The sequence below is a fragment of the Salinimicrobium sp. WS361 genome (assembly GCF_050750585.1).
GTDB lineage: Bacteria > Bacteroidota > Bacteroidia > Flavobacteriales > Flavobacteriaceae > Salinimicrobium.
The window spans coordinates 15,207-37,438 of sequence record NZ_JBOJLM010000004.1 but is presented as its reverse complement, the minus strand read 5'-3'; the positions used below and the strand labels follow the sequence as shown (position 1 = coordinate 37,438).

Here is a 22,232-nt window from a genome sequence, read left to right as displayed (position 1 = left end):
TAACAGCAAAGAAAAAAATGTCTGAAATAAGAAAAAAGTTGATTGAAGCCTGTGAAACTTATGTTGAGGCAAAGCTCTACAATGTGCAGCAGGTTATTAGTGAGCTTGAAGCTGCACTAAAACTGGAGACCAAATGCTCTATGGGCGATAAATATGAAACTGAAAGAGCCATGCTGCACCTCGAATTTGAGAAAGTGGCAAACCAGGCTGAAGGTTTTAAAAGACTTAAAAGAACGCTTAAAGAAGTCCCCATAGGTAGTACGGGGAATGTAGCAGGTTTTGGAAGTATTGTGAAAACTACAGTGGCCAATTATTTTATTGCCATTCCTGCCGGTGAAATTAGTGTGGGTAATGAGAAATATTATGCGGTGGGTGTAGGTGCTCCAATAACACAAATATTTATGGGAAAAAAGAAGGGAAGTAGTGTGACGTTTAATGGCAGGGAATTACAAATAGAAGAAATTTTCTAAACGTAAATATCCGCATTATAATCCGTATAAATTCTTCAAAACAAATTTTAACCTAGCGTAATCTTTTTTCCAGTAAGTCCTGTTCTATATGAAAGCGAACAGGCTTTCCTATTTCTATTTTTACAGGGTGTTCCGCGAAAACTGATTTCCCTTCCATTTCAATTTCAGTGAGGAAAAAACTTCCTTTAAAAAACACATTTTTGACTATCGCCTGATACCTGCCCGATGCTGTCAAATGTATGTCGTGAGGGTAGAGAATTACCTTCTTGCGTACTGGTTGATCGTCAAAGAAAAGGGAAGCCGGGAGTTCATTTACTTCTCCAAAAAGGGATGCAACATAAGCGTTTAGCGGATTATTATAAAGTTCTGTGGGAGATCCCATGGCTATGATCCTTCCGGCTTTCATTACAATGGTCTTGTCGGCAAAAGAAAGTGCATCTGTGCTGTCGTGAGTAGCCAGCATTACGGTAGTGCCCGTTGCTTTCAGGTGGCTAAAGAGGTTCCGGCGCAGTTTGTTCTTTCTGAAATGATCAATATGACTAAAGGGTTCGTCGAGGAGTAAGACTTCAGGAGGATTAGCGAGGGTTCTTGCCAGTGCTACCCGCTGTTGTTGGCCTCCACTCAGGAACTTTGCCTTTGTTTTTGCCAGCTCCTTCATTTCTACCAAAGCGAGAAGCTCGTTTACGCGCTGCTGCTTTTTGCGGGGGTAGGCGTTGGAGAGATGTTTGCCCACATTTTCGGCTACGGTCAATGGCGGCATCAGGTCGAAATCCTGCGTGAGGTACTTCATGAAATCTTCGCCGGGAACGAGGTTGAAGTTTGGCCCCAGCAACTGCTTTTCTTTCCAGAAGATCTTTCCTTTTACATCATGAAGTCCATAAAGTGACTGGAGCAGGGTGCTTTTACCGCATCCACTGGCGCCAATGATTGATATATTTTCCCCTTTTTGGATGTTAAAGCTGAGGTTCTTTAACACCGGCTTGGCTCCATAAGCAAAAGAAAGGTTTTTGACCTTTAGCATCTTCGTTTGGTTAAGGCTGTAAAATTAGAGTTTTAATAATAAAAAGAGGCTGTCTCAAAGCCTTATTTGTGTTGATCTGCACCTGGTCCAGGCCACATGTGACTCTAATGATGATCACAGGATCCTGAAATAAATTCAGAATAACACTTAAGTACTTTAAAACAGCCTCTTTAAAAAGGTCTGAACAAAAATTATTTTACTGGGTTAGGGAGTTTGTTGAATCCCATGTTGTAAAGTGTAAAGCCAAAAATGTCGGCATATTGTTCAATGGTCTTGCTCACCGGGGTGCCGGCACCGTGACCTGCATTGGTTTCAATTCTAATTAATACAGGGTCGTCACCTGCCTGTTTATCCTGAAGCTCGGCAGCAAACTTAAAGGAGTGAGCCGGTACTACACGGTCATCATGGTCTCCTGTAGTGACCAAAGTAGCAGGATACTCTTCTCCACTTTCTACATTGTGAATAGGAGAGTACCCCTTCAGGTAATTGAACATCTCTTCACTGTCTTCGGCGGTACCGTAATCGTAAGCCCAGCCTGCACCTGCTGTAAAGGTGTGGTAGCGCAGCATATCAAGAACACCCACTGCCGGCAGGGCAACTTTCATAAGATCTGGTCTTTGGGTCATGGTAGCTCCTACTAAAAGTCCACCGTTAGAACCTCCCCGAAGGGCCAGGTAATCTCTGGAGGTGTAATTATTTTCAATAAGGTATTCGGCAGCTGCAATAAAATCATCAAATACATTTTGCTTCTGCAATTTAGTTCCGGCATCGTGCCAGTCTTTTCCATATTCCCCGCCACCACGTAGATTTGGTACGGCATAAATTCCGCCCTGCTCCATCCATACGGCATTGGCAATACTAAAGGAAGGGGTGAGGCTTATATTGAATCCGCCGTAACCGTAAAGGATCGTTGGGTTCTTCCCATTCATTTCGATCCCTTTTTTGTAGGTGATGATCATAGGCACTTTAGTACCGTCTTTAGAGGTGTAGAATACCTGTTCGCTGGTATAGTTATCAGGATTGAAGGCCACCTCGGGGCGGTTGTACAATTCTGATGTTCCGGTTTCTACATTGTATTTGTAGATGCTACCGGGAGTAACATAGTTTGTAAAGCTGTAATAAAGGTCTTTTTCATCTTTTTCCCCGCCAAAACCACCGGCAGTTCCAATTCCGGGAAGATCAATTTCTCTTACCAGTTTTCCTTCATAGTCGTACTGTTTCACATTTGAAACGGCATCCTCCATATATTCAGTAAAAATATATCCGCCTCCGGTTGATGGGCTTAGCACATTTTCGGTTTCAGGAATAAGGTCTTTCCAGTTTTCGGGCTGCGGATTTGCGGCATCTACAGTAACGATCTTTCTGTTTGGCGCGTCAAGATTGGTCACGATAAACAGTTTGCTGCCGCGGTTGTCCATTACATAACTTTCGCTGTCTTCATGGCCTACTATGGTATCAATAGAAGGATTGTCTTCTGCGAGATCCATCATAAATAATTTACCTCCCGAAGTTGAAGTCCTGGCCGAGATGAACAGGTAGCGGTTATCTTCTGAAACACTTCCGCCTACATAACGATGCTTTTGCTCGGGAGTAGCGCCAAAGATCACTTTATCTTCACTCTGTGGCGTACCGAGTTTATGGTAATAAAGTTTATGCTGATCTGTCTTGGCCGAAAGTTCGCTTCCTTCAGGTTTGTCATAACTTGAATAGTAGAAACCTTCATTGGCTTTCCAGGAAAGGCCGCTGAATTTTACATCAATAAGCGTGTCTTCTTTGATTTCGCGGGTTTCGGCATCCATAACAATGATCTTTCTCCAGTCACTGCCGCCTTCAGAAATACTGTAAGCAAGGGTTTTTCCATCTTCAGAAAAACTCATTCCGGAGAGAGAAGTAGTGCCGTCTTCACTAAATTTATTCGGATCTAAAAATACTTCGGGCGTGGCATTTTCCGATTTTTTACGGTAAATAACGCTTTGATTCTGGAGTCCGTCGTTTTTGCTGAAGTAGATCCAGCCGCCTTCTTCACTTGGTGCACTTAATTTCTCATAATTCCAGAGTTCGGTAAGCCTTTGTTTTAGTTCTTCCCTGAAGGGAATCTGGTTGAGATACTCAAAAGTGACTTCATTTTGTGCTTTTACCCAGGCTTCAGTCTCGGCGCTGCGATCATCTTCGAGCCAGCGGTAGGGGTCTTTCACCTCGTTGCCAAAATAAGTGTCTACGGTATTACCTTTTCGGGTGGTGGGATATTCCAAAGCAGTAGTTGGGGTTTGAGTGGTTGTCCCGGGGGTAGGTTCAGGTTGTTGTTGTGAACTTCCGCAGGAGATCAAAGCTCCGGCAGCCAGGGCAGTAATTAATATTCTATTCATTTATCAGTAGTTTAAGAGGTCCTAAAATAGTTAATTTTCTCATTAAAAGATATAAGAAAGGCTGCACAAGAATTATGCAGCCTTTAAATTATTACTCTTCAAAAATGCCATTTTTGGCACCTCATATTTTAAACAAGTTTATTATCTGCCAGATATTCGGCGATTTGCACCGCATTGGTGGCAGCTCCTTTTCTAAGGTTATCGGCTACAATCCACATGTTTAATGAATTAGCCTGAGAAAGGTCTCTTCTTATACGCCCCACAAAAACATCGTCTTTACCTTCGGCATAAATAGGCATGGGATAAGTATTTACATCAGTATTATCCTGCACGGTGACTCCGGGGAATTCTTTTAGCAGCCTTCTAACGTCATTAACGTCAAAATCCCTGCTAAAAGTGACATTTATAGATTCGCTGTGCCCGCCTACTACCGGAATACGTATAGCGGTGGCTGTAACTTCTACAGCGTTGTCTTTTAGGATCTTTTTGGTCTCGTTGGTGAGTTTCATCTCTTCTTTGGTGTAGCCGTTTTCTTCAAAAACGTCACACTGCGGAATGGCATTACGGTGAATAGGGTATGGATATGCCATTTCTCCCTGCTCGCCTTTGTATTCATTTTCTAACTGCTGTACGGCTTTTACGCCGGTGCCTGTAATAGACTGGTACGTAGAAACCACCACGCGGGTAATACCGTATTCTTTGTGAAGAGGGGCAAGTGCCATCACCATTTGAATAGTAGAGCAGTTGGGATTTGCGATAATTTTATCTTCGGAAGTCAATTCTGAAGCATTGATCTCGGGCACAATAAGTTTCTTTTCCGGATGCATTCTCCAGGCCGAAGAATTATCTATGACAGTAGTGCCTGCTTCTACGAACTTTGGCGCCCATTCGAGGGAAGTTTCACCGCCGGCCGAAAAAAGGGCAATATCTGGCTTTTGTGCCACAGCCTCTTCCAGGCCAATCACTTCATATTCTTTGTTATTGAAGCTTATCTTGTTGCCTACAGATCTTTCTGAAGCTACCGGAAGCAATTCGGTAACCGGAAAGTTTCTTTCTGCCAATACTTTTAACATTACCTGGCCCACCATCCCGGTAGCGCCTACAACTGCTATTTTCATGCTATATTGATTTGAAGACCTCGCAGGCTTCGGAAACCTGTAAGTCTCCATTTCCTGCTCGTCCTGATATTTTTATACAAATGTATTGTACTACAAATAATAAAAAGAGTAGACGCAAAGAAATTCTGCCTCAAATGACTTTTTATAACCACTTTGTACAGTTTGTTAAATATGGAGGGTTGTAGTAAAAAAAGACCCCCGGTGGTTCCGGGGGTTTAAGGTTAGGATATGTAGCGTAGCGGTTACTACGTGTTTTAAAGTTCGTTCTCTTGCCGCAAAAATATTTATTTCTTGCTCATGCAGTGATACACAGGTGCGAAAAATGGCATTTTTAGCTGTTCTTTTTCCTTAATTCATCCCGAATTTCGGTAAGCAGTTGTTCCTGTGAAGGGCCTTTAGGTTCAGTGACTTTTGGAGCTTCTTTCGCAGTTTTGGTTCTTTCATAAGCCCGTAAAACCAGGAAAATAAAGAAGGCCACAATCACAAAATAAATAATAGCCTGAATAACATTGCCGTAGGTGAGCACTGCGGCTTCGGCTTCTTTTGCGGCATCCAGGCTTTCATATTCGTTACCGTCAAGAGAAATGAATTTCTGTGAAAAATCAACTCCCCCGGTAATAACACCTATGAGAGGCATGATGATATCGGCTACCACAGAAGAAACTATTTTATTAAAAGCACCTCCTACAACTACGGCGGTAGCAAGGGCAATAATGTCGCCTTTCATTAGAAAAGCCTTGAAATCCTTAAAGAATGCCATAATTAGATTTTTAAGTTAGTAACCTAAATGTATGAATTAATTTTTAATAAGCACTCTTTTCACTCTTTGGGAGATTCCGGTGATCAATTCGTAGGAAATAGTGTTTCCCTTTTCAGCAAAGGCAGTTGCACGTTGAGTTTCTCCAAAAACAATGACTTCATCCCCTTCTTTACAGTCAATTCCGGTAATATCGACCATCACCATGTCCATACAAACATTTCCTAAAATTGGGGCGTAGCTGCCATTAATAGTTACCCCGGCGCGGCCATTGCCATACTGCCTGTTAATCCCGTCGGCATGACCAATGGGAAGCGTGGCTGTTTTGGTGCGTTTTTCGGCGATAAAGGCGCGGTTGTAGCCCAGGGACTGGCCTTTTTCCAGCACATGGATTTGTGAGACGATGGTTTTAAGCGTTCCAATTGGCCTAAACTTTTCATCATTGGGCTCATCATTTCCAAACCCGTAAAGTCCAATCCCCGATCGCACCATGTCAAAATGGGCTTTAGGATAGTTAATGATCCCAGAGGTATTGCAAATGTGCAGCATGGGCCTGTAGCCTAAATCGTCATATAATTTAACAGCAATTTTCCTGAAGGTGTGGATCTGCATGAGGGTGAACTCCCGTTCTTTCCAGTCTTCACTTGCGGCTAGATGCGAAAAGAATGATTTCGCTTTAACTGCAGTGGTAGCTGTGAGCAGGTCTTTCACTACATCGGTCTCTTTTTCTGAAAACCCAAGGCGGTTAAGTCCGGTGTTGAACTTAATATGTACAGGATATTCTTTCTGATTTTTTTCTTCAGCAGTTTTGACAAATTCTTCTAAAACGAACTTGCTGTAAAGGCTTGGTTCCAGGCAATTTTCAATAACAGCTTCAAAATTGAATGACTGAGGGTGAAGAACCAGGATAGGGGCTTCAATTCCGGCTTCTCTTAACGCAATACCTTCAGAAGTATAAGCTACCGCAAAATAGTCGGCGCCCAGCTCCACGAGCTTATGGGCTATGCCGGCTACGTCGCTTCCATAACCAAAGGCCTTGACCACGGCCATAAATTTTACATCTTCATCGAGTTTTGACCTAATGTAATTGTAGTTGTGCGCTAAGGCATCAAGATTTATTTCAAGTACGGTCTCCCTGGCTTTCGGCATGTTCACTTCTTTTGGTGTCTTTTAATTCTTCGGGTTCTGTAACCTCGAAATTTTTTAGTTTTTCTCTTAACCGGGCTTTGTAAAAAGCTCCGCGGCTCAAAGGCTCATATTCTTCGGTCTCTCCCAGCATCACAAGGTCTTCATTTGAAGTCTTGCGGTAGCTGTATTGGGCGAGGTTTCCGGTACGGGTGCAAACGGCGTGTACTTTGGTGACATATTCGGCAGTGGCCATTAAGTTGGGCATTGGCCCAAAGGGGTTGCCTTTAAAATCCATATCGAGTCCGGCAACGATCACTCTTACCCCTCTGTTTGCAAGATCATTGCATACAGAGACGATTTCTTCGTCAAAGAACTGGGCTTCATCAATGCCCACCACATCGCAATCATCGGCCAGCAGCCTGATATTGGCTGCAGCAGGAACAGGGGTGGACCTTATTTCATTAGAATCGTGAGACACCACCATCTCTTCATTGTAGCGGGTATCTATGGCCGGTTTAAAGATTTCGACCTTTTGTTTGGCAAATTTGGCGCGCTTGAGTCTGCGAATCAGCTCTTCGGTCTTCCCAGAGAACATCGAGCCGCATATAACTTCAATCCACCCAAATTGCTCTTTATGATTTACTGTATTTTCAAGAAACATTTTGTATTTTTCAAGACCAAAAAGCAGACTTCGCTTTTGATAAAGGTGACACAAATTTATTAAAAATACAACCGTATTCGGGTTGCAAGAATGAAAGTTATGAAAAAGCAATTGAAAGGGGAATTAGTAGCTTTGGCCGAAAAAGTTGCTCTTTTAAAGGATCAGGACCAGGTCGCTACCGGGGAATTAAAAGAACTTGCCAGGAGATTATACGAAAAGCTTACCGTCTACAATTTTACCGAATCTAATCTCTACACGGCTTCAGAAATAAGAGAGCAGGAAGTAGTAAAAACTGCTCAGAAAGTAGAAGCTCCAAAAGAAAAAGAAGTTCCGGTTAAAGCTTCCGAAGAAAAGAAGGAACCGTTGCCGCCGGTGCAGGAAGAAGATACACCAGAACCAGACGAGTATAACCCTACCGGACTTGAATACAACGATTCTGAAGAGATTACCGAGCCAAATACCGAAAAGATCAAGGATATTGTGGCCCAGATGCCACTCGAGACTCAGCAGGTTGACGATCTCTTTGCACATGTAGAACCACGCAATTACAAGAAGAACGATATGAGCGATATTGGGGGAGTGCATTATGATAACCTGCCGCAGTTTGAACCGGTGAAAAGACAGGGTTCTGCCCAGGAAAAACCAAAATCCCTCAATGACAGGCTCAAGAAAGGTATCAATATTGGACTTAACGACAGAATGGCCTTTGTAAAGCACCTTTTTGACGGGAGTACATCAGATTATAACAGGGTGTTGTCTCAACTCATTACTATAAGGACTAAGGAAGAAGCCTTTAATTTTGTTGCAAACATGGTCAAGCCCGACTATAATAACTGGGAGGGAAAAGAAGACTATGAAAGCAGGTTTCTGGCTATAGTTGAAAAGAACTTCGAATAAGGTTCTATGGCGAAACTATACCTCGTGCCCACGCCTATTGGCAACCTTGAAGATATTACTTTTCGCGCCATTAGGGTTCTCAAAGAAGTAGATCTTATCCTGGCCGAAGACACCCGTAACAGCGGAAAGCTGCTAAAACATTTTGAGATAAATACACCCATGCAGAGCCACCATATGCACAATGAGCATAAAACGGTAGAAAATGTGGTGCGGCAAATCCAGAATGGAAAAACTGTAGCATTAATAAGTGATGCCGGGACGCCTGCAATTAGTGACCCCGGATTTCTATTAACCCGTGCCTGTGTTGAAGCAGGGCTGGAAGTAGATTGTTTACCAGGTGCCACTGCTTTTGTTCCTGCCCTTGTGAACAGTGGGTTGCCCAATGACAAGTTCGTTTTTGAAGGTTTTTTGCCGGTAAAAAAAGGACGGCAAACCAGGCTGGAATTGATGGCGCAGGAACCCCGTACCATAATATTATATGAATCGCCGCACAAACTTCTAAAAACTCTGGGCCAGATAAAAGAATTCTTTGGAGAAGACAGGCAGGTTTCGGTATCCCGGGAGATCACCAAGCTACATGAGGAAACCGTGAGAGGAACAGCAGCTGAAGTTCTTTCGCACTATGAAGCGAAACCTCCTAAAGGAGAGATTGTAGTTGTTGTTGCAGGGAAGAAATAGCTATTCTGCTATCTAAATTGTGAGTGTGGTGATTGTTTCAGAAAAGAATCCAACCTGCATAAAAATGATGAGGTGCTGAAAATGACATTTTTGACACCTTACTTTAGAAGGAAATTTCTTCAAATGCTATCTTCAGGAATTGTGTAAGAAGATTTTTTTCTGAAACAATCAGTATTTTTGAAAAAAAAACTCTATGCGCTGGACACTCAAACCTAAACCCGATCCTTCAACAGTTGAACATCTGCAGGAAGCTTTAGGTGTAGAAAAACCAATAGCTTCATTGCTGGTTCAGCGCGGCATAGAAACATTTGAAGAAGCCAAAAAATTCTTCCGTCCCAGTCTTGAAGACCTCCACGATCCTTTTCTAATGAAAGATATGGAAGCAGCGGTAAGCAGGATCGAGCTTGCCCTTCAAAAAGGGGAAAATATCATGGTCTTTGGAGATTATGATGTAGATGGCACTACGAGTGTTGCATTGGTTTCTTCTTATCTAAAAAGGATCTACCCAAACGTTGTGACCTATATCCCCGACCGTTATGAAGAAGGATACGGTGTGTCTTATAAAGGGATAGATTTTGCAGCCGATAATGACATTAGCCTCATCATTGCCCTCGATTGCGGAATTAAAGCTATTGAAAAAGTAGCCTATGCCAGTGAAAAGGGCATTGACTTTGTAATTTGTGATCATCACAGGCCGGGGGCAGAAATACCAAAGGCGGTAGCTGTACTGGATCCCAAAAGAGAAGATTGTGAATACCCTTATAAGGAACTCTGCGGATGTGGCGTGGGCTTCAAACTGTTGCAGGCTCTAAACCAAAAGCGGGGAGAGCCATTTGGAGTGCTCATCCCATACCTTGACCTGGTTGCTACAGCTATTGGGGCCGATATAGTGCCGGTAACCGGAGAAAACCGGATACTTGCCTATCATGGCCTGCAGGTAATAAATGTCGCTCCCCGTGCAGGAATTGGTGCAATCCTCGAACAGGTGAAGAAGGAACAACTCACCCTTACAGATGTGGTTTTTATAGTTGCGCCCCGCATCAATGCAGCCGGAAGGATGAAGCACGGGCTACACGCCGTTAACCTGCTTACTGAAGAAGATAGTGTGCAGGCAAAAATATTTGCAGCCGAAATTGAAGAGTACAACACCAGCCGAAGAGAGACAGATAAAGTCATTACTGAAGAAGCACTTGCCCAGATTGACGAACTTTGCGAACAGGAGAGAAAGACCACAGTAGTTTACCGGGAGACCTGGCATAAAGGGGTGATTGGGATCGTGGCATCGAGGCTTACCGAAACTTATTACCGCCCTACCCTGGTGTTTACCCGCAGCGGTGAAAAACTTGCGGCATCGGCACGTTCTGTCAGTGGTTTTGATGTGTATGATGCTTTGGAGGGCTGCAGTGAATTCATTGAACAATTTGGAGGTCACAAATATGCGGCAGGCTTAACACTGCTCTCTGATCAATATGAGAATTTCAAGAAAAAATTTGAAGAAGTGGTTTCGGCTACAATAGATCCCCGCCTGCTAACTCCCGAAATTCAGATTGATGCCGAAATAGAACTCGGTGATATTACAGATAAGTTCTATAGGATCCTTAAACAGTTTGCACCATTTGGGCCCGGCAATATGTCTCCTGTTTTTATGTCAAAAAATTTGCGGGATACCGGTTACGCCCGCTGTGTTGGCGGAGATGACAAGCACCTGAAAGCCAGGTTTTATCAGAAGGGAAATGATCGCAGCTTTGGCGCCATAGGGTTTGATTTGGGGAAGAAGTGTGAGCTGGTAAGTGAAGGGAAAAAGGTCAAGGCTGCCTATTCTATTGAAGAAAATGAATTTCAGGGCAATATCACGCTACAACTAAAATTAAAAGACATTGAGGTGAATTAGCTTGACCTTTTGTTAATATTGTTGCTGAATTCTTACAGCACATACCGCCTATTTGCTCTTCAACAATTTTCCATGTACTTCATCTAAAAAAGTTTCTGATAATGAGATGTTTAGCTACTTTAGTAAAGCCATAACATAAGTAGGTTAAGTTCATGGTAGATTTGGGGCAAAAAAAGGTGGAAATTTCCACCTTTTTTTATGCGCAATATTCTGCAAAAAAAAAGGCTGCCTTAAAAGCCTTTTTTGGTCATCCTGAAGTTTGGTCCTATTCAAGATAGATCCACTAATTCAGAAAAACTTTTCAAGTTAGCTTTTAAGACAGCCTCCTGTCTTATTTAAAATCTCTAATAGACTTTAATTATTTATGTTGTGCATATCTTTTGGAAACTTCTTCCCAGTTGATCACATTGAAGAACGCATCAATATAAGCGGGACGTTGGTTTTGATACTTTAAATAATAAGCATGTTCCCAAACGTCCATTCCAAGGATTGGATATCCGCCGCAACCTACTCCGGGCATTAAAGGATTATCCTGGTTTGCTGAAGAACATACTTCAAGCTTGCCACCTTCCTGCACGCAAAGCCAAGCCCAACCAGATCCAAACTGGGTAGCACCTGCTTTAGAGAACTCATCTTTAAAAGCTTCGAAAGATCCAAAGTCTTTGTCTATTGCAGAGGCCAGATCTCCCTGTGGCTTTCCACCACCATTAGGTTCCATGATCTCCCAGAAAAGGTTATGGTTAAAATATCCCCCTCCGTTGTTGCGGACAGCTTTATCATCCATGTCAAGGTTATTGAGAATATTCTCAATATTCTTCCCTTCCATATCTGTGCCTTTTACAGCATCATTTAATTTGCTGGTATATCCTGCGTGATGTTTATCGTGGTGGATCTCCATTGTTTTTGCGTCAATGTGAGGCTCCAATGCGTCAAATGCATATTTTAATTTTGGTAACTCGAAAGCCATAGTTAAATCGTTTTTATTATTAATTAGGTCAACTTCAAATTTAGAGATAAACCTCTTTAATAAGAAGTATAAAATGTTATAAAATCCTTAAAGATGTAGCTTTTTAAAAAAGTTAGTTTACAGTTACTTAGAATAATCTCATTTTTTTATGCATTTTTTCCAGCTAATGGATCGGCATGAGCAGGTCAATTAAGATGCATTTCTTACTTTAGTAAAAAAAATTTGAAGGACGCTAACATCTTCAGAATTTACGACGCTTCGGCTGGTTCGGGGAAGACCTATACCCTTGTAAACCAGTATCTTTTACTTCTGCTGTCTTCGCCAAGAATAGACAGCTATAAAAATATTCTTGCCATTACCTTTACCAATAAGGCTGTGGGGGAAATGAAATCGCGCATAATTGAGAGCCTGCACGGGCTTGCCAACCCCAGGCGCACCAGGAAAGAAGAAGACTTGCTCTCTGTGCTTTCCAAAGACACGGGAAAGCCGCCAGAGATCATTCAGAAGAGAAGCAGTGATATCCTAAAGCATATTATTCACAACTATGCAGCCTTTGAAGTTTCTACTATAGATGGCTTCACCCACCGGGTTTTGCGAACCTTTGCCAAAGACCTCGGGCTGCCACTCAATTTTGAAGTGGAACTTAGAACCGATGAAGTGCTTGGGGAGGCGGTAGACAGGCTTATTAGCAAAGCAGGGAAAGACAAAGCCATTACCCGGATTCTGGTCAATTTTGTGCTCTCCCGCACAGATGACGATAAGAGCTGGGACATAGCCCGTGACCTTTTTGCCATTGGCCGATTGCTCACACAAGAAACCAGTAGCAAATTTCTGGAGATCCTAAAGACAAAGAAGCCGGGCGATTTTGAAGATCTCAAAAAGAAGATCATTCAGGAACAAGAAAAGCTGGAAAGTGCTGTTGTTGACACGGCAAATGACTTTTTCCAGTTACTGGATGAAAACAATCTTGATAATGGATGTTTTAGTGGCGGCTATTGCCCAAAATTTTTTCTAAAGCTTCAAAAAGGGGATTTTAACGTTAACTTTTCCGCAGGCTGGCAAAGGGATCTTGCTGAAAAAGCACTCTATGCATCTAAACTTGATGCAGCAAAAAAGCAGGTTCTCGATAGCCTTCAGCCGCAAATTGTCATACTGTACAATCAGGCAAAAAATTACATCACCAGCATACAGTTCCTTGAAGCGGTAGACAAGAACCTCGTGCCGCTGTCTCTTTTAAATGCCATACAGGCACAGATTGAAGAGATAAAAGCTGAAAATTCGCTGGTGTTGATTTCCGAATTCAACGCCACGATAGGCAAAGCAGTGAAAGATCAGCCCGCACCTTTTATTTATGAGAGGCTGGGAGATCGCTACCGTCACTATTTTATAGATGAGTTTCAGGATACCTCCCAGTTACAGTGGGAAAATTTGATCCCGCTTGTTGACAATACACTATCTATTGAGCACCCGGCAGGCGAATTTGGTTCACTCACGCTGGTAGGAGATGCAAAACAGTCTATTTACAGATGGCGTGGCGGTAAAGCCGAACAATTTATGGAACTTTGCCAAAAGCGGCATCCGTTTAGCGTTGAAGACCTGGAAATGCTGGTGTTGCCAAACAACTACAGGAGTGCCAGGACGGTTGTGGAGTTCAATAACGATTTCTTTAAATATGCTTCAGGATTTTTTCTGAATGAAACCCATAAAAACCTCTTTCTTAACAGCGGCCAGGGCGTTGTGAGCTCTAAAGAAGGTTATGTGAATATCTCCTTTATAGAAGCCGAAAATGCTTCCGAAGAAATGGAGGCGTACCCCATAAGAGTGCTTGAAATTATTAAGGAAGTGCAGGAACAGGGCCGGGCACTTTCAGATATCTGTATCCTTACCCGAACACGCCGTGAGAGTATCGCTGTAGCCAATTACCTGAGTGAACATACTATTCCCGTTATTTCTGCGGAAAGTTTACTTATAAACCGTTCTCCAAAAATCAGGTTTATTACTGCAGTCTTACAGTATTGCCTCGATCCCGGAGACAGGTCTCTCAAATTTGAGATCCTCGATTATCTTTTGACTGAAATCATTGAGGTAGACAACGATTTCCAATTTTTGGAAGAGTATCTAAAGCCTGAAGGGGAGGAATTCTTTAAAGCTCTGGAAAAGAATGAGATCAATTTTTCGCCCGTGGCAGCTACGGCAATGTCGGTTTATGAAGCGGTTGAATATATAATCAGGGCTTTCTCGTTAGAGGCCGTTTTTGATGCTTACCTGCAGTTCTATCTCGATTTTGTTTACGAAGTTTCCAGTACAGAAGGGGTTGCATTTTTCACCTTTTTGGAACAGTGGGAGCGAAAGAAAGACGAACTGAGCATTGTGGTACCACAAGGTGAAAATGCAGTGCAAATAATGACCATACATAAAGCTAAAGGACTGGAATTTCCTGTGGTAATCTATCCTTTTGCCAATACCCAGATAAATGACACGGCCAGGGAACATTTTTGGATAGAATTGCCCGAAGAACTCGATACCAACGTAGAAATTGCTTACCTGCGTGCAGCCGATAAGATGAAAGAATGGGAAGGTGAGGCACCTCAAATTTATAATGAGTTGAGTAGTAATAGTCAGCTTGATGCGCTCAATGTGCTGTATGTGGCTATGACACGCCCCGAACATCAGTTGTATATCATTTCAAAAATGGACCTGGACAAGAAGGGGAACGAAAATACCAATCGCATTTCGGGCTTGTTTATATCCTATTTGCGGTCTATAGGGAAGTGGAATGACAGTAATGAGTACCACTTCGGAAATATGCATGAAGTAATTTCCGAAGAAAAAAAACCGGCTAATACCTTTGAGCAGCAAAGTTTCTTTTCTTCCCCAACCGAGGGCAATGGTATTTCGATCATCACGCGTTCGGGGCTCATGTGGAATACCAAGCAGCAAAAGGCTATTGAAAAAGGTCAGCTTATCCACGATCTTTTTGCTAAAATAGATACGGAAGAAGATGTAGAGCGGGTGCTCGAAAATGGCAAAAATGACGGACTTTTTCCTTCCGAAGAAAAAGAAGAACTTGAAAGATCAATTTTAGAAGTTATAGGCCATAGCGCATTAAGGAAATATTTTACAAATGACGTGGTGAATTATAATGAACGCGAAATAATTTCTGAAGACGGCGCTCTCTTAAGACCCGACAGACTTATTTTTTCTGGTAATAAGGTGAATATTATTGACTACAAGACAGGTGCAGCAGATCCAAAACACAAGGCGCAGATATCGCAATATGCCGATATTTTAGAAAAGATGAATTTTGAAATTGAAAACAAGATCCTGGTTTATATAAACGACCAGATTGAAGTAACTTTTGTGTAAAAAGAATGTAATTTTGTAAAAAAACCAGTCACTATGTACGGAAAAATGCAGGAATACCTTGAAAAGGAAATAAACAATATTAAAGAAGAAGGCCTTTATAAAAAAGAAAGGATCATTACTTCACCACAGGGCGCTGAGATCACTCTTGAAGGTGGTAAAAAGGTTCTGAATTTTTGTGCCAACAATTACCTTGGGCTCTCGTCACACCCAGAAGTGATACAGGCAGCAAAAGACGCTATGGATACGCATGGCTTCGGAATGTCTAGTGTACGGTTTATATGCGGTACCCAGGATATCCATAAAGAACTGGAGCGCAAGATTGCCCACTTCTACGGGATGGATGATACCATACTTTATGCTGCTGCATTTGATGCGAACGGGGGCGTTTTTGAGCCACTTTTGACTGCTGAAGACGCTATAATTTCTGACTCCCTCAACCACGCTTCCATTATTGATGGGGTAAGGTTGTGTAAGGCAGCTCGCTACCGTTACGAAAATGGGAATATGGAAGAGCTTGAAGCGCAGCTTAAAACAGCTAATGAAAAAGGAGCGCGGTTTAAGATTATTGTTACTGATGGTGTATTCTCCATGGACGGGCTGGTAGCTCCCCTCGATAAGATCTGTGATCTTGCCGAAAAGTATGATGCCATGGTTATGATAGATGAATGCCATGCAACAGGATTTATAGGTCAGGATGGGATAGGTACTCTCGAAGAAAAAGGAGTACTGGGGCGTATTGATATTATTACCGGAACCCTCGGGAAAGCACTGGGAGGTGCAATGGGCGGTTATACTGTGGCTAAAAAAGAGGTTATAGAAATTCTGCGTCAAAGATCGCGACCATATCTATTCTCCAACTCCCTGGCTCCGGCTATTGTGGGAGCTTCTATCAAGGTTTTTGATATGTTATCTAAAGACGACTCTCTTAGGAACAAGGTCAAGGAAAATACAAAATACTTCAAAAAAGGTATAAAAGATGCCGGTTTTGAAATCATTGACGGGAAAGCTGCCATTGTACCGGTGATGCTCTATGATGCAAAACTTTCACAAAAAATGGCCGACAGGCTTTTAGAGGAAGGGATCTACGTAATTGGATTCTTCTACCCTGTAGTGCCTAAAGGAAAAGCGAGAATAAGGGTACAACTCTCGGCTGCCCACACTCAGGAACACCTGGATAAAGCTATTGCCGCCTTTAAAAAAGTGGGAAAAGAGCTTGATATCATTAAATAAGGTTAAAATAGAAAAGGTGTTTCTCTTGGGAAACACCTTTTCTATATCAATTTCGGGCTTTTTTATCCTTTATATCAGATACTTTAGAAAAGCTTTTTACTGAGCAGAATAACACCGTAGCAAAACCTAAAAAAATGTTAATATTTTAAGTTTTTCTCAAAATAATTATGCTGTAAATCCTTTGTTACTGCCCCAAACGCCAGCCTTATTAAGAAAACTTTATTAAATTGGGCTTTGTTAATACTGAATATCGGTCTACTTTTGTTTCTGCTAACTAATTAAATTATTAAACTCAGCAATATGAAACATCTAAACAGATTATTATTGGCTTCACTATGCATTCTGAGCTTCAGCACTATGCAGGCACAGGATGACAATAATCCCTGGGCTATTGGAATAGGAGTAAACGCAGTGGATTTTTACCCAACAGGCGAGGATGCACCTCTAGGGGGGTATTTTGACGAATTTTTTAATACCGGAGATCACTGGAACGTACTTGCAGGTATTTCTAGAATCTCTGTTGCTCGTAATATTGGAGCAGGATTCTATTTTGAAGCAGCTGGTTCTGTTAACCAGATCGGCAAATATGGAGATGAAGGATGGGATGACCTAATGTATTATGGTCTTGACGGTACCTTCAACTACAGCTTTCGCAATGACGCCAACGCAGGTTGGTTAGATCCTATTGTAGGAGTTGGGGGTGGTTATACCTGGGTTGACGAAGAAGGCTTCGCAACTCTTGATGGAACTGTAGGTTTTAACTTCTGGTTTACCGACAACCTTGCCCTTTCAGTACAAACTATCTACAAGCATGGTTTTGACGACGATATGAACTCACACTTCCAGCATGCAGCAGGAATTAAATTTGCCTTTGGAGGACAAGATACTGACGGAGATGGTATCTACGATAAAAATGATGAGTGTCCTGAGGTAGCCGGATTAGAACAATTCAACGGTTGTCCTGACTCTGATGGTGACGGGATCCAGGACAGGTTGGATGAATGTCCTAATGAAGCCGGTCTTGCACAATTTAACGGTTGCCCAGATACAGACGGTGACGGTATTGCAGATCCTCAGGATGAATGCCCTACTGTAGCTGGTCTTGCTGCATTGAATGGATGTCCAGATGCCGATGGTGACGGAGTTAAAGACAGCGAGGATGAATGTCCAAACGAAGCAGGTCCTAAAGAAAACAACGGATGTCCATGGGAAGATATGGATAACGATGGAGTGCTAGACAAAGATGATGAATGTCCAGAAGTAGCAGGAACTGCTGCAAACAACGGATGTCCTGAACCAACTGTAGAGGTAATCGAAGAGTTGAATGAATATTCAAGAACTATTCTTTTCGATCTTAATAAAGCTACAATCAGATCTGAATCTGAGGAAACTCTTCAGGCTATCGCCGATATTATGAAAGAGTATCCTAACACTATCTTCCATATTGGAGGACACACAGATAGCACCGGTAGTGAATCTTACAATGAAAAACTATCCAGAGAAAGAGCACAATCTGTAGAGACTTTCCTTGAAAACACTGGTATTCCTTCCAGCAGATTGACTTCTGAAGGATATGGAGAATCTCAACCAATCGCTTCTAACAGCACTGCTCAAGGAAGACAGGAAAACAGAAGGGTAGAGATTTCTTTAGATAAAGAAAAAGAGATGAGAGACAATCAGGGCGGAATGTAACCTGACTTTCACTAAATTTATTTAGAAAAACGCCCCGGTTTGACCGGGGCGTTTTTTATTTTTAAGGCATGATATCATTTATTGAACAGGTTCTTCAGGAGTTACTATCCCGAAACGCAAACATCTCTGAAACCACATTTATCCTGCCCAGTAAAAGAGCAGGTGCCAGTCTGGTGAACAGGCTTTCCAGGCTTTCTTCAAAGCCCATGTTCGCTCCCAGGGTGTTGAGTATTGAAGACTTTTCCGAAGAAATAGCAGGGCTTAAATCTATTGATAATTTAACAGCCCTTTTTGAATTTTATTCCGCTTACCGGGCCTGTACGCCAAAAGACCAATGTGAAGGTTTTGAAACATTCTCTGCCTGGGCGCAAACGCTGCTCTACGATTTTAATGAAATTGACCGCTATCTTATAGACTATAAATCGTTTTTTGGTTTCCTGGGCGATATTCAGGAAATGAACCACTGGTACCTTCAGGAAGAGAAAACTCCACTTATGGAGAACTACCTGCTCTTCTGGAATAAACTTCCCGATTATTATGAAGCACTCCAAAAGCAGCTTGAAGAGAAGGAGCTGGCTTACCAGGGAATGGTGTACAGGAGGGCTTCTGAAAGAATTTCTGAATATGCCGAAACGGTTTCAGGGCCATTTGTATTTATAGGTTTTAATGCGTTAAATACTGCGGAACAAAATATATTTCAGTTTCTTCTTGAAGCCGGTAAAGCTGAAGTATTCTGGGATATCGATGAGGTCTTTCTTCAGGATGAGCAGCATGATGTCTCTCTGTTTCTACGGAATTATCTCAAGTCCTGGCCCTATTTTAAGAACAATAAGCCACAGTTTATTTCCCGGTCGTACAGTGAGCCCAAGGATATAAAGATGATTGGTGTTCCCAAGAATATTGGGCAGGCTAAGTATGTGGGAGAATTATTGTCTAAACTTTCCCCCGAAGAACTAAAGGAGACCGCCGTTGTTCTTGGTGATGAAAGCTTGCTGCTTCCGGTGTTCAATTCCCTGCCGCCTAATGTAGAGGAGGTAAACATTACCATGGGTTTTGCGCTGCAAAATGCCCCTGTTGCTTTTCTCCTGGAACACCTGTTGAAAATACATACGGTGCAGGGCGATGGTACTCATTATTACAAAGATCTTATGCTGGTGCTCAGCCACCCGCTGGTACAACAGGTAACAGGCGGATTTTCCCGCAGGTTGCTAGAGAATATCCGCAAGGAAAACCTGGTCTACATTAAAGAAGAAGATCTGTTTAAAGCTGTCCCCACCGAGTTTAAACCGCTTTTCACTGCCTGCTTTGGGGATTGGAAAAATGATCCGAAAATTGCTTTGCAGAATCTTCAGGGGTTGATCATGATCTTTAAAGATCGTATGGATAGTGACCGCGATAAAATTACCCTCGAATTCCTGTATCAGCTGCATTTGTTGCTTAACCAGATAAACAACCTGGTTTCAGAATATCCCTATATAGATTCCATTAAAATTCTGTTCTCTGTTTACAAAGATTTCCTGTCTTCAAAGACGGTCGACTTCCGTGGGAAACCTTTTTCAGGGCTACAGCTTATGGGGATGCTCGAGTCGCGGGTGCTCGATTTTAAAAATGTAATCCTTACTTCGGTAAATGAAGGAGTGCTTCCGGCAGGAAAAAGCAGTAATTCCTTCATCCCTTTTGATCTTAAATGCGCTTATAAGTTGCCTACTTATAAAGAAAAAGACGCTGTTTATACCTATCACTTTTACCATTTACTACAGCGGGCAAAACAGGTGCATTTGCTGTACAATACTGAAAGTGACGGACTCAATGCGGGTGAAAAAAGCCGTTTTTTACTGCAGCTTGAAATGGAAGCCCAGAAGGATCACAACATTCAGAACTTCAACATTAGCCCCGTAGTTCCACCCGTATCGGCGCAGCTTAAAACCGTTCACAAGTCGGCAGAAGTCATTGCAAAGCTCAAGGCAAGAGCGGCAGAAGGATTTTCTCCATCGGCGCTCACCACCTATATCAGGAATCCTTTAGATTTTTATAAACAGTATGTTCTGGGAATAAGGGAGCGCGAAGAGGTAGAAGAAACTGTCGCCTATAATACCCTGGGTACTGTAGTGCATGATACCCTGGAGGTTTTTTACCGAAATATGCTGGAGGAGCAGGTCACTGTTGAAATGCTCGAAAAAGCCCTTGAAAACAGCAATGCCGAAATTGAAAAACAGTTTAGGGAGCACTACACCAAAGCGCCTCTCAATAATGGGCAAAACCTGCTTATTTTTGAAGTTGCACGCCGCTATGTGCGCAACTTTTTAAGATCAGAGATTGATCATATAAAAGAAGGGAATACTATAAAGATTTTGAAAATAGAAGACAGGCTGAAGGTGCAGATTCCCATTGAAGAGCTCGATTTCCCTGTATTTTTAAAAGGAACTGTAGATCGTGTTGATGAATTCAACGGCAGGATGCGCATCATTGATTATAAAACAGGAAAAGTTGAACAGAACAAAGTTGAGGTAGTAGACTGGGACGAGATAAGTTTAGATTATGACAAGTACAGTAAGCCATTCCAGATACTCACTTATGCGCTCATGATGAACCAGGATTCCCCTCTTCCACAAGATCTTGAAGCAGGGATTATTTCCTTCAAAAACCTCAAAGCTGGATTCCTTCAGTTCTGTAAAAAAGATAAAAAAGGTTATGGTGCCAAAAAAGACACCAATATAACTTCAGATACCCTCGCAGAATTTAAAATTCAGCTTAAAAACCTTATTTTAGAGATATGTGATCCCGAAGTTCCCTTCGTAGAAAAAGAAATAAAACAACATTCATGGTAGTGAAAAAGCAGAAGAATATAAGCCTTGCGGGCCTTCACGGGCGGCCAATCCCAACAGATGTATTTTCTTCGGAAGAAGAAGGGCAGAAACCGGTAGTACTGTTCTGTCATGGTTATAAGGGCTTCAAAGACTGGGGCGCCTGGAACCTGATGGCAGCCGAATTTGCCCGAAATGGCTTCCTGTTCGTAAAGTTCAATTTCGCCTTTAACGGCGGTACTCTCGAAAACCCCATCGATTTTCCCGATTTAGATGCTTTTGGAGAGAACACTTACACCAAAGAGCTCGATGATCTTAAAGTTTTAATTGACTGGATAAGCAGTGAAGATTTCCCTTATGCTAAGCAGGCCGATCTTTCCCGTCTCACTTTAATGGGGCACTCCCGCGGCGGAGGTATTGCAGTGGTTAAAGCTGCTGAAGACCCTCGTATTCAAAAGCTCATTTCTCTCGCGGCAGTAAGCGACTTTGAAGACCGCTTTCCAAAAGGGGAAGAACTGGAGGCCTGGAAGCAAAAAGGAATCTCTTATATAGAAAATTCCCGCACCAAGCAGAAAATGCCGCACCTGTTCGACTTTTACGAAGATTTTAAACAAAATGAAGAGCGACTGAATATCGCCAGTTCAGCCGAAAAGCTCAACATTCCCTATCTCGTGGTTCACGGCACCAATGATCCTACAGTTGCTGTAGATAATGCCCGTCAATTGCATGAATGGTCTTCACAATCGGAGTTGTTCCTGCTTGATGGCAGCGATCATGTTTTTGAGGCTTCACATCCATGGGAACGCGAAGACCTCCCGCCGGCCATGGAGAAGATCATAAAAAAAGCTACTGATTTCATTAAAAAGTAACCTGTCAAAAATGGCATTTTTGGAAGGTGTTTTTGTCAAGGTTAATTGATCGCAGCATGACCTATCAGATAACTTATCCGGCCTAACAGCAGACCTCACCCCGACCTCACAGGTTTTGAAAACCTGTGAGGTCTTTCTATACGGTAAGCAGTTAGGAACACCCAAAAACGAAAAAACCACCGCGAAACGGTGGTTTTTGTGGAGAATATCGGAGTCGAACCGATGACCTTTTGGCTGCCAGCCAAACGCTCTAGCCAGCTGAGCTAATCCCCCATTGATGAGGGCAAATTTATAAAATATATTTCAATGTTTAAAGC

Annotated in this window: 16 protein-coding genes and 1 tRNA gene; 9 read left to right on the top strand and 8 right to left on the bottom strand. The window is 42.4% G+C overall.

Annotation, left to right across the window (positions count from 1 at the left end; genetic code table 11):
- The first annotated feature begins 17 nt into the window (after positions 1–17).
- Complete coding sequence (locus ACQ93I_RS04935; protein WP_431697444.1) at positions 18–470, top strand: hypothetical protein; 453 nt, start codon at positions 18–20, stop codon at positions 468–470.
- A 52-nt stretch (positions 471–522) separates the two neighbouring features.
- Here ACQ93I_RS04935 and ACQ93I_RS04930 read toward each other — a convergent pair whose 3' ends face one another.
- The 6 genes from ACQ93I_RS04930 to ACQ93I_RS04905 all read right to left on the bottom strand — a co-directional run bounded on the left by ACQ93I_RS04930 (position 523) and on the right by ACQ93I_RS04905 (position 7,521).
- The gene (locus ACQ93I_RS04930; RefSeq protein WP_431697443.1) at positions 523–1,491 is read right to left on the bottom strand and encodes an ABC transporter ATP-binding protein; all 969 of its coding nucleotides are present in this window, start codon (positions 1,489–1,491) and stop codon (positions 523–525) included.
- A gap of 191 nt (positions 1,492–1,682) precedes the next feature.
- Positions 1,683–3,857 carry a prolyl oligopeptidase family serine peptidase gene (locus ACQ93I_RS04925; protein WP_431697442.1) on the bottom strand — a complete coding sequence of 725 codons (2,175 nt, stop codon included), beginning with the start codon at positions 3,855–3,857 and terminating at the stop codon, positions 1,683–1,685.
- Between the two features lie 128 nt (positions 3,858–3,985).
- Positions 3,986–4,975, bottom strand: a complete 990-nt coding sequence (locus ACQ93I_RS04920) for an aspartate-semialdehyde dehydrogenase (RefSeq protein WP_431697441.1) — start codon at positions 4,973–4,975, stop codon at positions 3,986–3,988.
- A gap of 331 nt (positions 4,976–5,306) precedes the next feature.
- On the bottom strand, positions 5,307–5,735 hold the full coding sequence (gene mscL, locus ACQ93I_RS04915) for a large conductance mechanosensitive channel protein MscL (RefSeq protein ID WP_266070894.1): 429 nt from the start codon (positions 5,733–5,735) through the stop codon (positions 5,307–5,309).
- Between the two features lie 36 nt (positions 5,736–5,771).
- Positions 5,772–6,881, bottom strand: a complete 1,110-nt coding sequence (gene alr, locus ACQ93I_RS04910) for an alanine racemase (RefSeq protein WP_431697439.1) — start codon at positions 6,879–6,881, stop codon at positions 5,772–5,774.
- The gene (locus ACQ93I_RS04905) at positions 6,853–7,521 is read right to left on the bottom strand and encodes a thymidine kinase (RefSeq protein WP_265162214.1); all 669 of its coding nucleotides are present in this window, start codon (positions 7,519–7,521) and stop codon (positions 6,853–6,855) included. The genes alr and ACQ93I_RS04905 overlap by 29 nt, the downstream gene beginning before the upstream one ends.
- 99 nt (positions 7,522–7,620) lie before the next feature.
- On the opposite strand from ACQ93I_RS04905, the gene ACQ93I_RS04900 reads away from it, so the two are divergent.
- The 3 genes from ACQ93I_RS04900 to recJ all read left to right on the top strand — a co-directional run bounded on the left by ACQ93I_RS04900 (position 7,621) and on the right by recJ (position 10,987).
- Positions 7,621–8,418, top strand: a complete 798-nt coding sequence (locus ACQ93I_RS04900; protein ID WP_431697437.1) for a hypothetical protein — start codon at positions 7,621–7,623, stop codon at positions 8,416–8,418.
- A gap of 6 nt (positions 8,419–8,424) precedes the next feature.
- Entirely contained in the window at positions 8,425–9,096 is a 672-nt protein-coding gene (rsmI, locus tag ACQ93I_RS04895; protein ID WP_431697436.1) for a 16S rRNA (cytidine(1402)-2'-O)-methyltransferase, read from the top strand.
- 193 nt (positions 9,097–9,289) lie between these two features.
- Positions 9,290–10,987 carry a single-stranded-DNA-specific exonuclease RecJ gene (recJ, locus tag ACQ93I_RS04890; protein WP_431697435.1) on the top strand — a complete coding sequence of 566 codons (1,698 nt, stop codon included), beginning with the start codon at positions 9,290–9,292 and terminating at the stop codon, positions 10,985–10,987.
- A gap of 358 nt (positions 10,988–11,345) precedes the next feature.
- Here recJ and ACQ93I_RS04885 read toward each other — a convergent pair whose 3' ends face one another.
- A complete protein-coding gene (locus ACQ93I_RS04885; RefSeq protein WP_431697434.1) occupies positions 11,346–11,954 on the bottom strand; it encodes a superoxide dismutase in 609 nt (202 codons plus the stop codon).
- A 222-nt stretch (positions 11,955–12,176) separates the two neighbouring features.
- Between ACQ93I_RS04885 and ACQ93I_RS04880 the strand changes: the two genes are divergently transcribed.
- From ACQ93I_RS04880 to ACQ93I_RS04860, 5 genes are all read left to right on the top strand, one after another.
- Complete coding sequence (locus ACQ93I_RS04880; RefSeq protein ID WP_431697433.1) at positions 12,177–15,320, top strand: UvrD-helicase domain-containing protein; 3,144 nt, start codon at positions 12,177–12,179, stop codon at positions 15,318–15,320.
- A gap of 33 nt (positions 15,321–15,353) precedes the next feature.
- Positions 15,354–16,550, top strand: coding sequence for a glycine C-acetyltransferase (gene kbl / locus ACQ93I_RS04875; RefSeq protein WP_345599767.1), 1,197 nt, complete (start codon positions 15,354–15,356; stop codon positions 16,548–16,550).
- A 300-nt stretch (positions 16,551–16,850) separates the two neighbouring features.
- On the top strand, positions 16,851–18,242 hold the full coding sequence (locus tag ACQ93I_RS04870) for an OmpA family protein (protein WP_431697432.1): 1,392 nt from the start codon (positions 16,851–16,853) through the stop codon (positions 18,240–18,242).
- A gap of 68 nt (positions 18,243–18,310) precedes the next feature.
- Positions 18,311–21,070: a PD-(D/E)XK nuclease family protein gene (locus ACQ93I_RS04865; RefSeq protein WP_431697431.1), complete on the top strand. Its 2,760-nt coding sequence runs from the start codon at positions 18,311–18,313 to the stop codon at positions 21,068–21,070.
- The gene (locus tag ACQ93I_RS04860; protein ID WP_431697430.1) at positions 21,064–21,915 is read left to right on the top strand and encodes an alpha/beta hydrolase family protein; all 852 of its coding nucleotides are present in this window, start codon (positions 21,064–21,066) and stop codon (positions 21,913–21,915) included. The genes ACQ93I_RS04865 and ACQ93I_RS04860 overlap by 7 nt, the downstream gene beginning before the upstream one ends.
- Before the next feature lie 199 nt (positions 21,916–22,114).
- Here the strand turns inward: ACQ93I_RS04860 and ACQ93I_RS04855 are convergent.
- A tRNA-Ala gene (locus ACQ93I_RS04855) sits at positions 22,115–22,188 on the bottom strand.
- Positions 22,189–22,232: the final 44 nt, after the last annotated feature.

Bases quoted from the DNA above. Each gene is read 5' to 3' on its own strand.
- rsmI (WP_431697436.1), top strand. From the start codon at position 8,425: ATGGCGAAACTATACCTCGTGCCCACGCCTATTGGCAACCTTGAAGAT.
- ACQ93I_RS04935 (WP_431697444.1), top strand. From the start codon at position 18: ATGTCTGAAATAAGAAAAAAGTTGATTGAAGCCTGTGAAACTTATGTT.
- mscL (WP_266070894.1), bottom strand. From the start codon at position 5,735: ATGGCATTCTTTAAGGATTTCAAGGCTTTTCTAATGAAAGGCGACATT.
- ACQ93I_RS04930 (WP_431697443.1), bottom strand. From the start codon at position 1,491: ATGCTAAAGGTCAAAAACCTTTCTTTTGCTTATGGAGCCAAGCCGGTG.
- ACQ93I_RS04870 (WP_431697432.1), top strand. From the start codon at position 16,851: ATGAAACATCTAAACAGATTATTATTGGCTTCACTATGCATTCTGAGC.
- ACQ93I_RS04885 (WP_431697434.1), bottom strand. From the start codon at position 11,954: ATGGCTTTCGAGTTACCAAAATTAAAATATGCATTTGACGCATTGGAG.
- ACQ93I_RS04860 (WP_431697430.1), top strand. From the start codon at position 21,064: ATGGTAGTGAAAAAGCAGAAGAATATAAGCCTTGCGGGCCTTCACGGG.
- alr (WP_431697439.1), bottom strand. From the start codon at position 6,881: ATGCCGAAAGCCAGGGAGACCGTACTTGAAATAAATCTTGATGCCTTA.
- kbl (WP_345599767.1), top strand. From the start codon at position 15,354: ATGTACGGAAAAATGCAGGAATACCTTGAAAAGGAAATAAACAATATT.
- ACQ93I_RS04925 (WP_431697442.1), bottom strand. From the start codon at position 3,857: ATGAATAGAATATTAATTACTGCCCTGGCTGCCGGAGCTTTGATCTCC.
- ACQ93I_RS04865 (WP_431697431.1), top strand. From the start codon at position 18,311: ATGATATCATTTATTGAACAGGTTCTTCAGGAGTTACTATCCCGAAAC.
- ACQ93I_RS04920 (WP_431697441.1), bottom strand. From the start codon at position 4,975: ATGAAAATAGCAGTTGTAGGCGCTACCGGGATGGTGGGCCAGGTAATG.
- recJ (WP_431697435.1), top strand. From the start codon at position 9,290: ATGCGCTGGACACTCAAACCTAAACCCGATCCTTCAACAGTTGAACAT.
- ACQ93I_RS04900 (WP_431697437.1), top strand. From the start codon at position 7,621: ATGAAAAAGCAATTGAAAGGGGAATTAGTAGCTTTGGCCGAAAAAGTT.
- ACQ93I_RS04905 (WP_265162214.1), bottom strand. From the start codon at position 7,521: ATGTTTCTTGAAAATACAGTAAATCATAAAGAGCAATTTGGGTGGATT.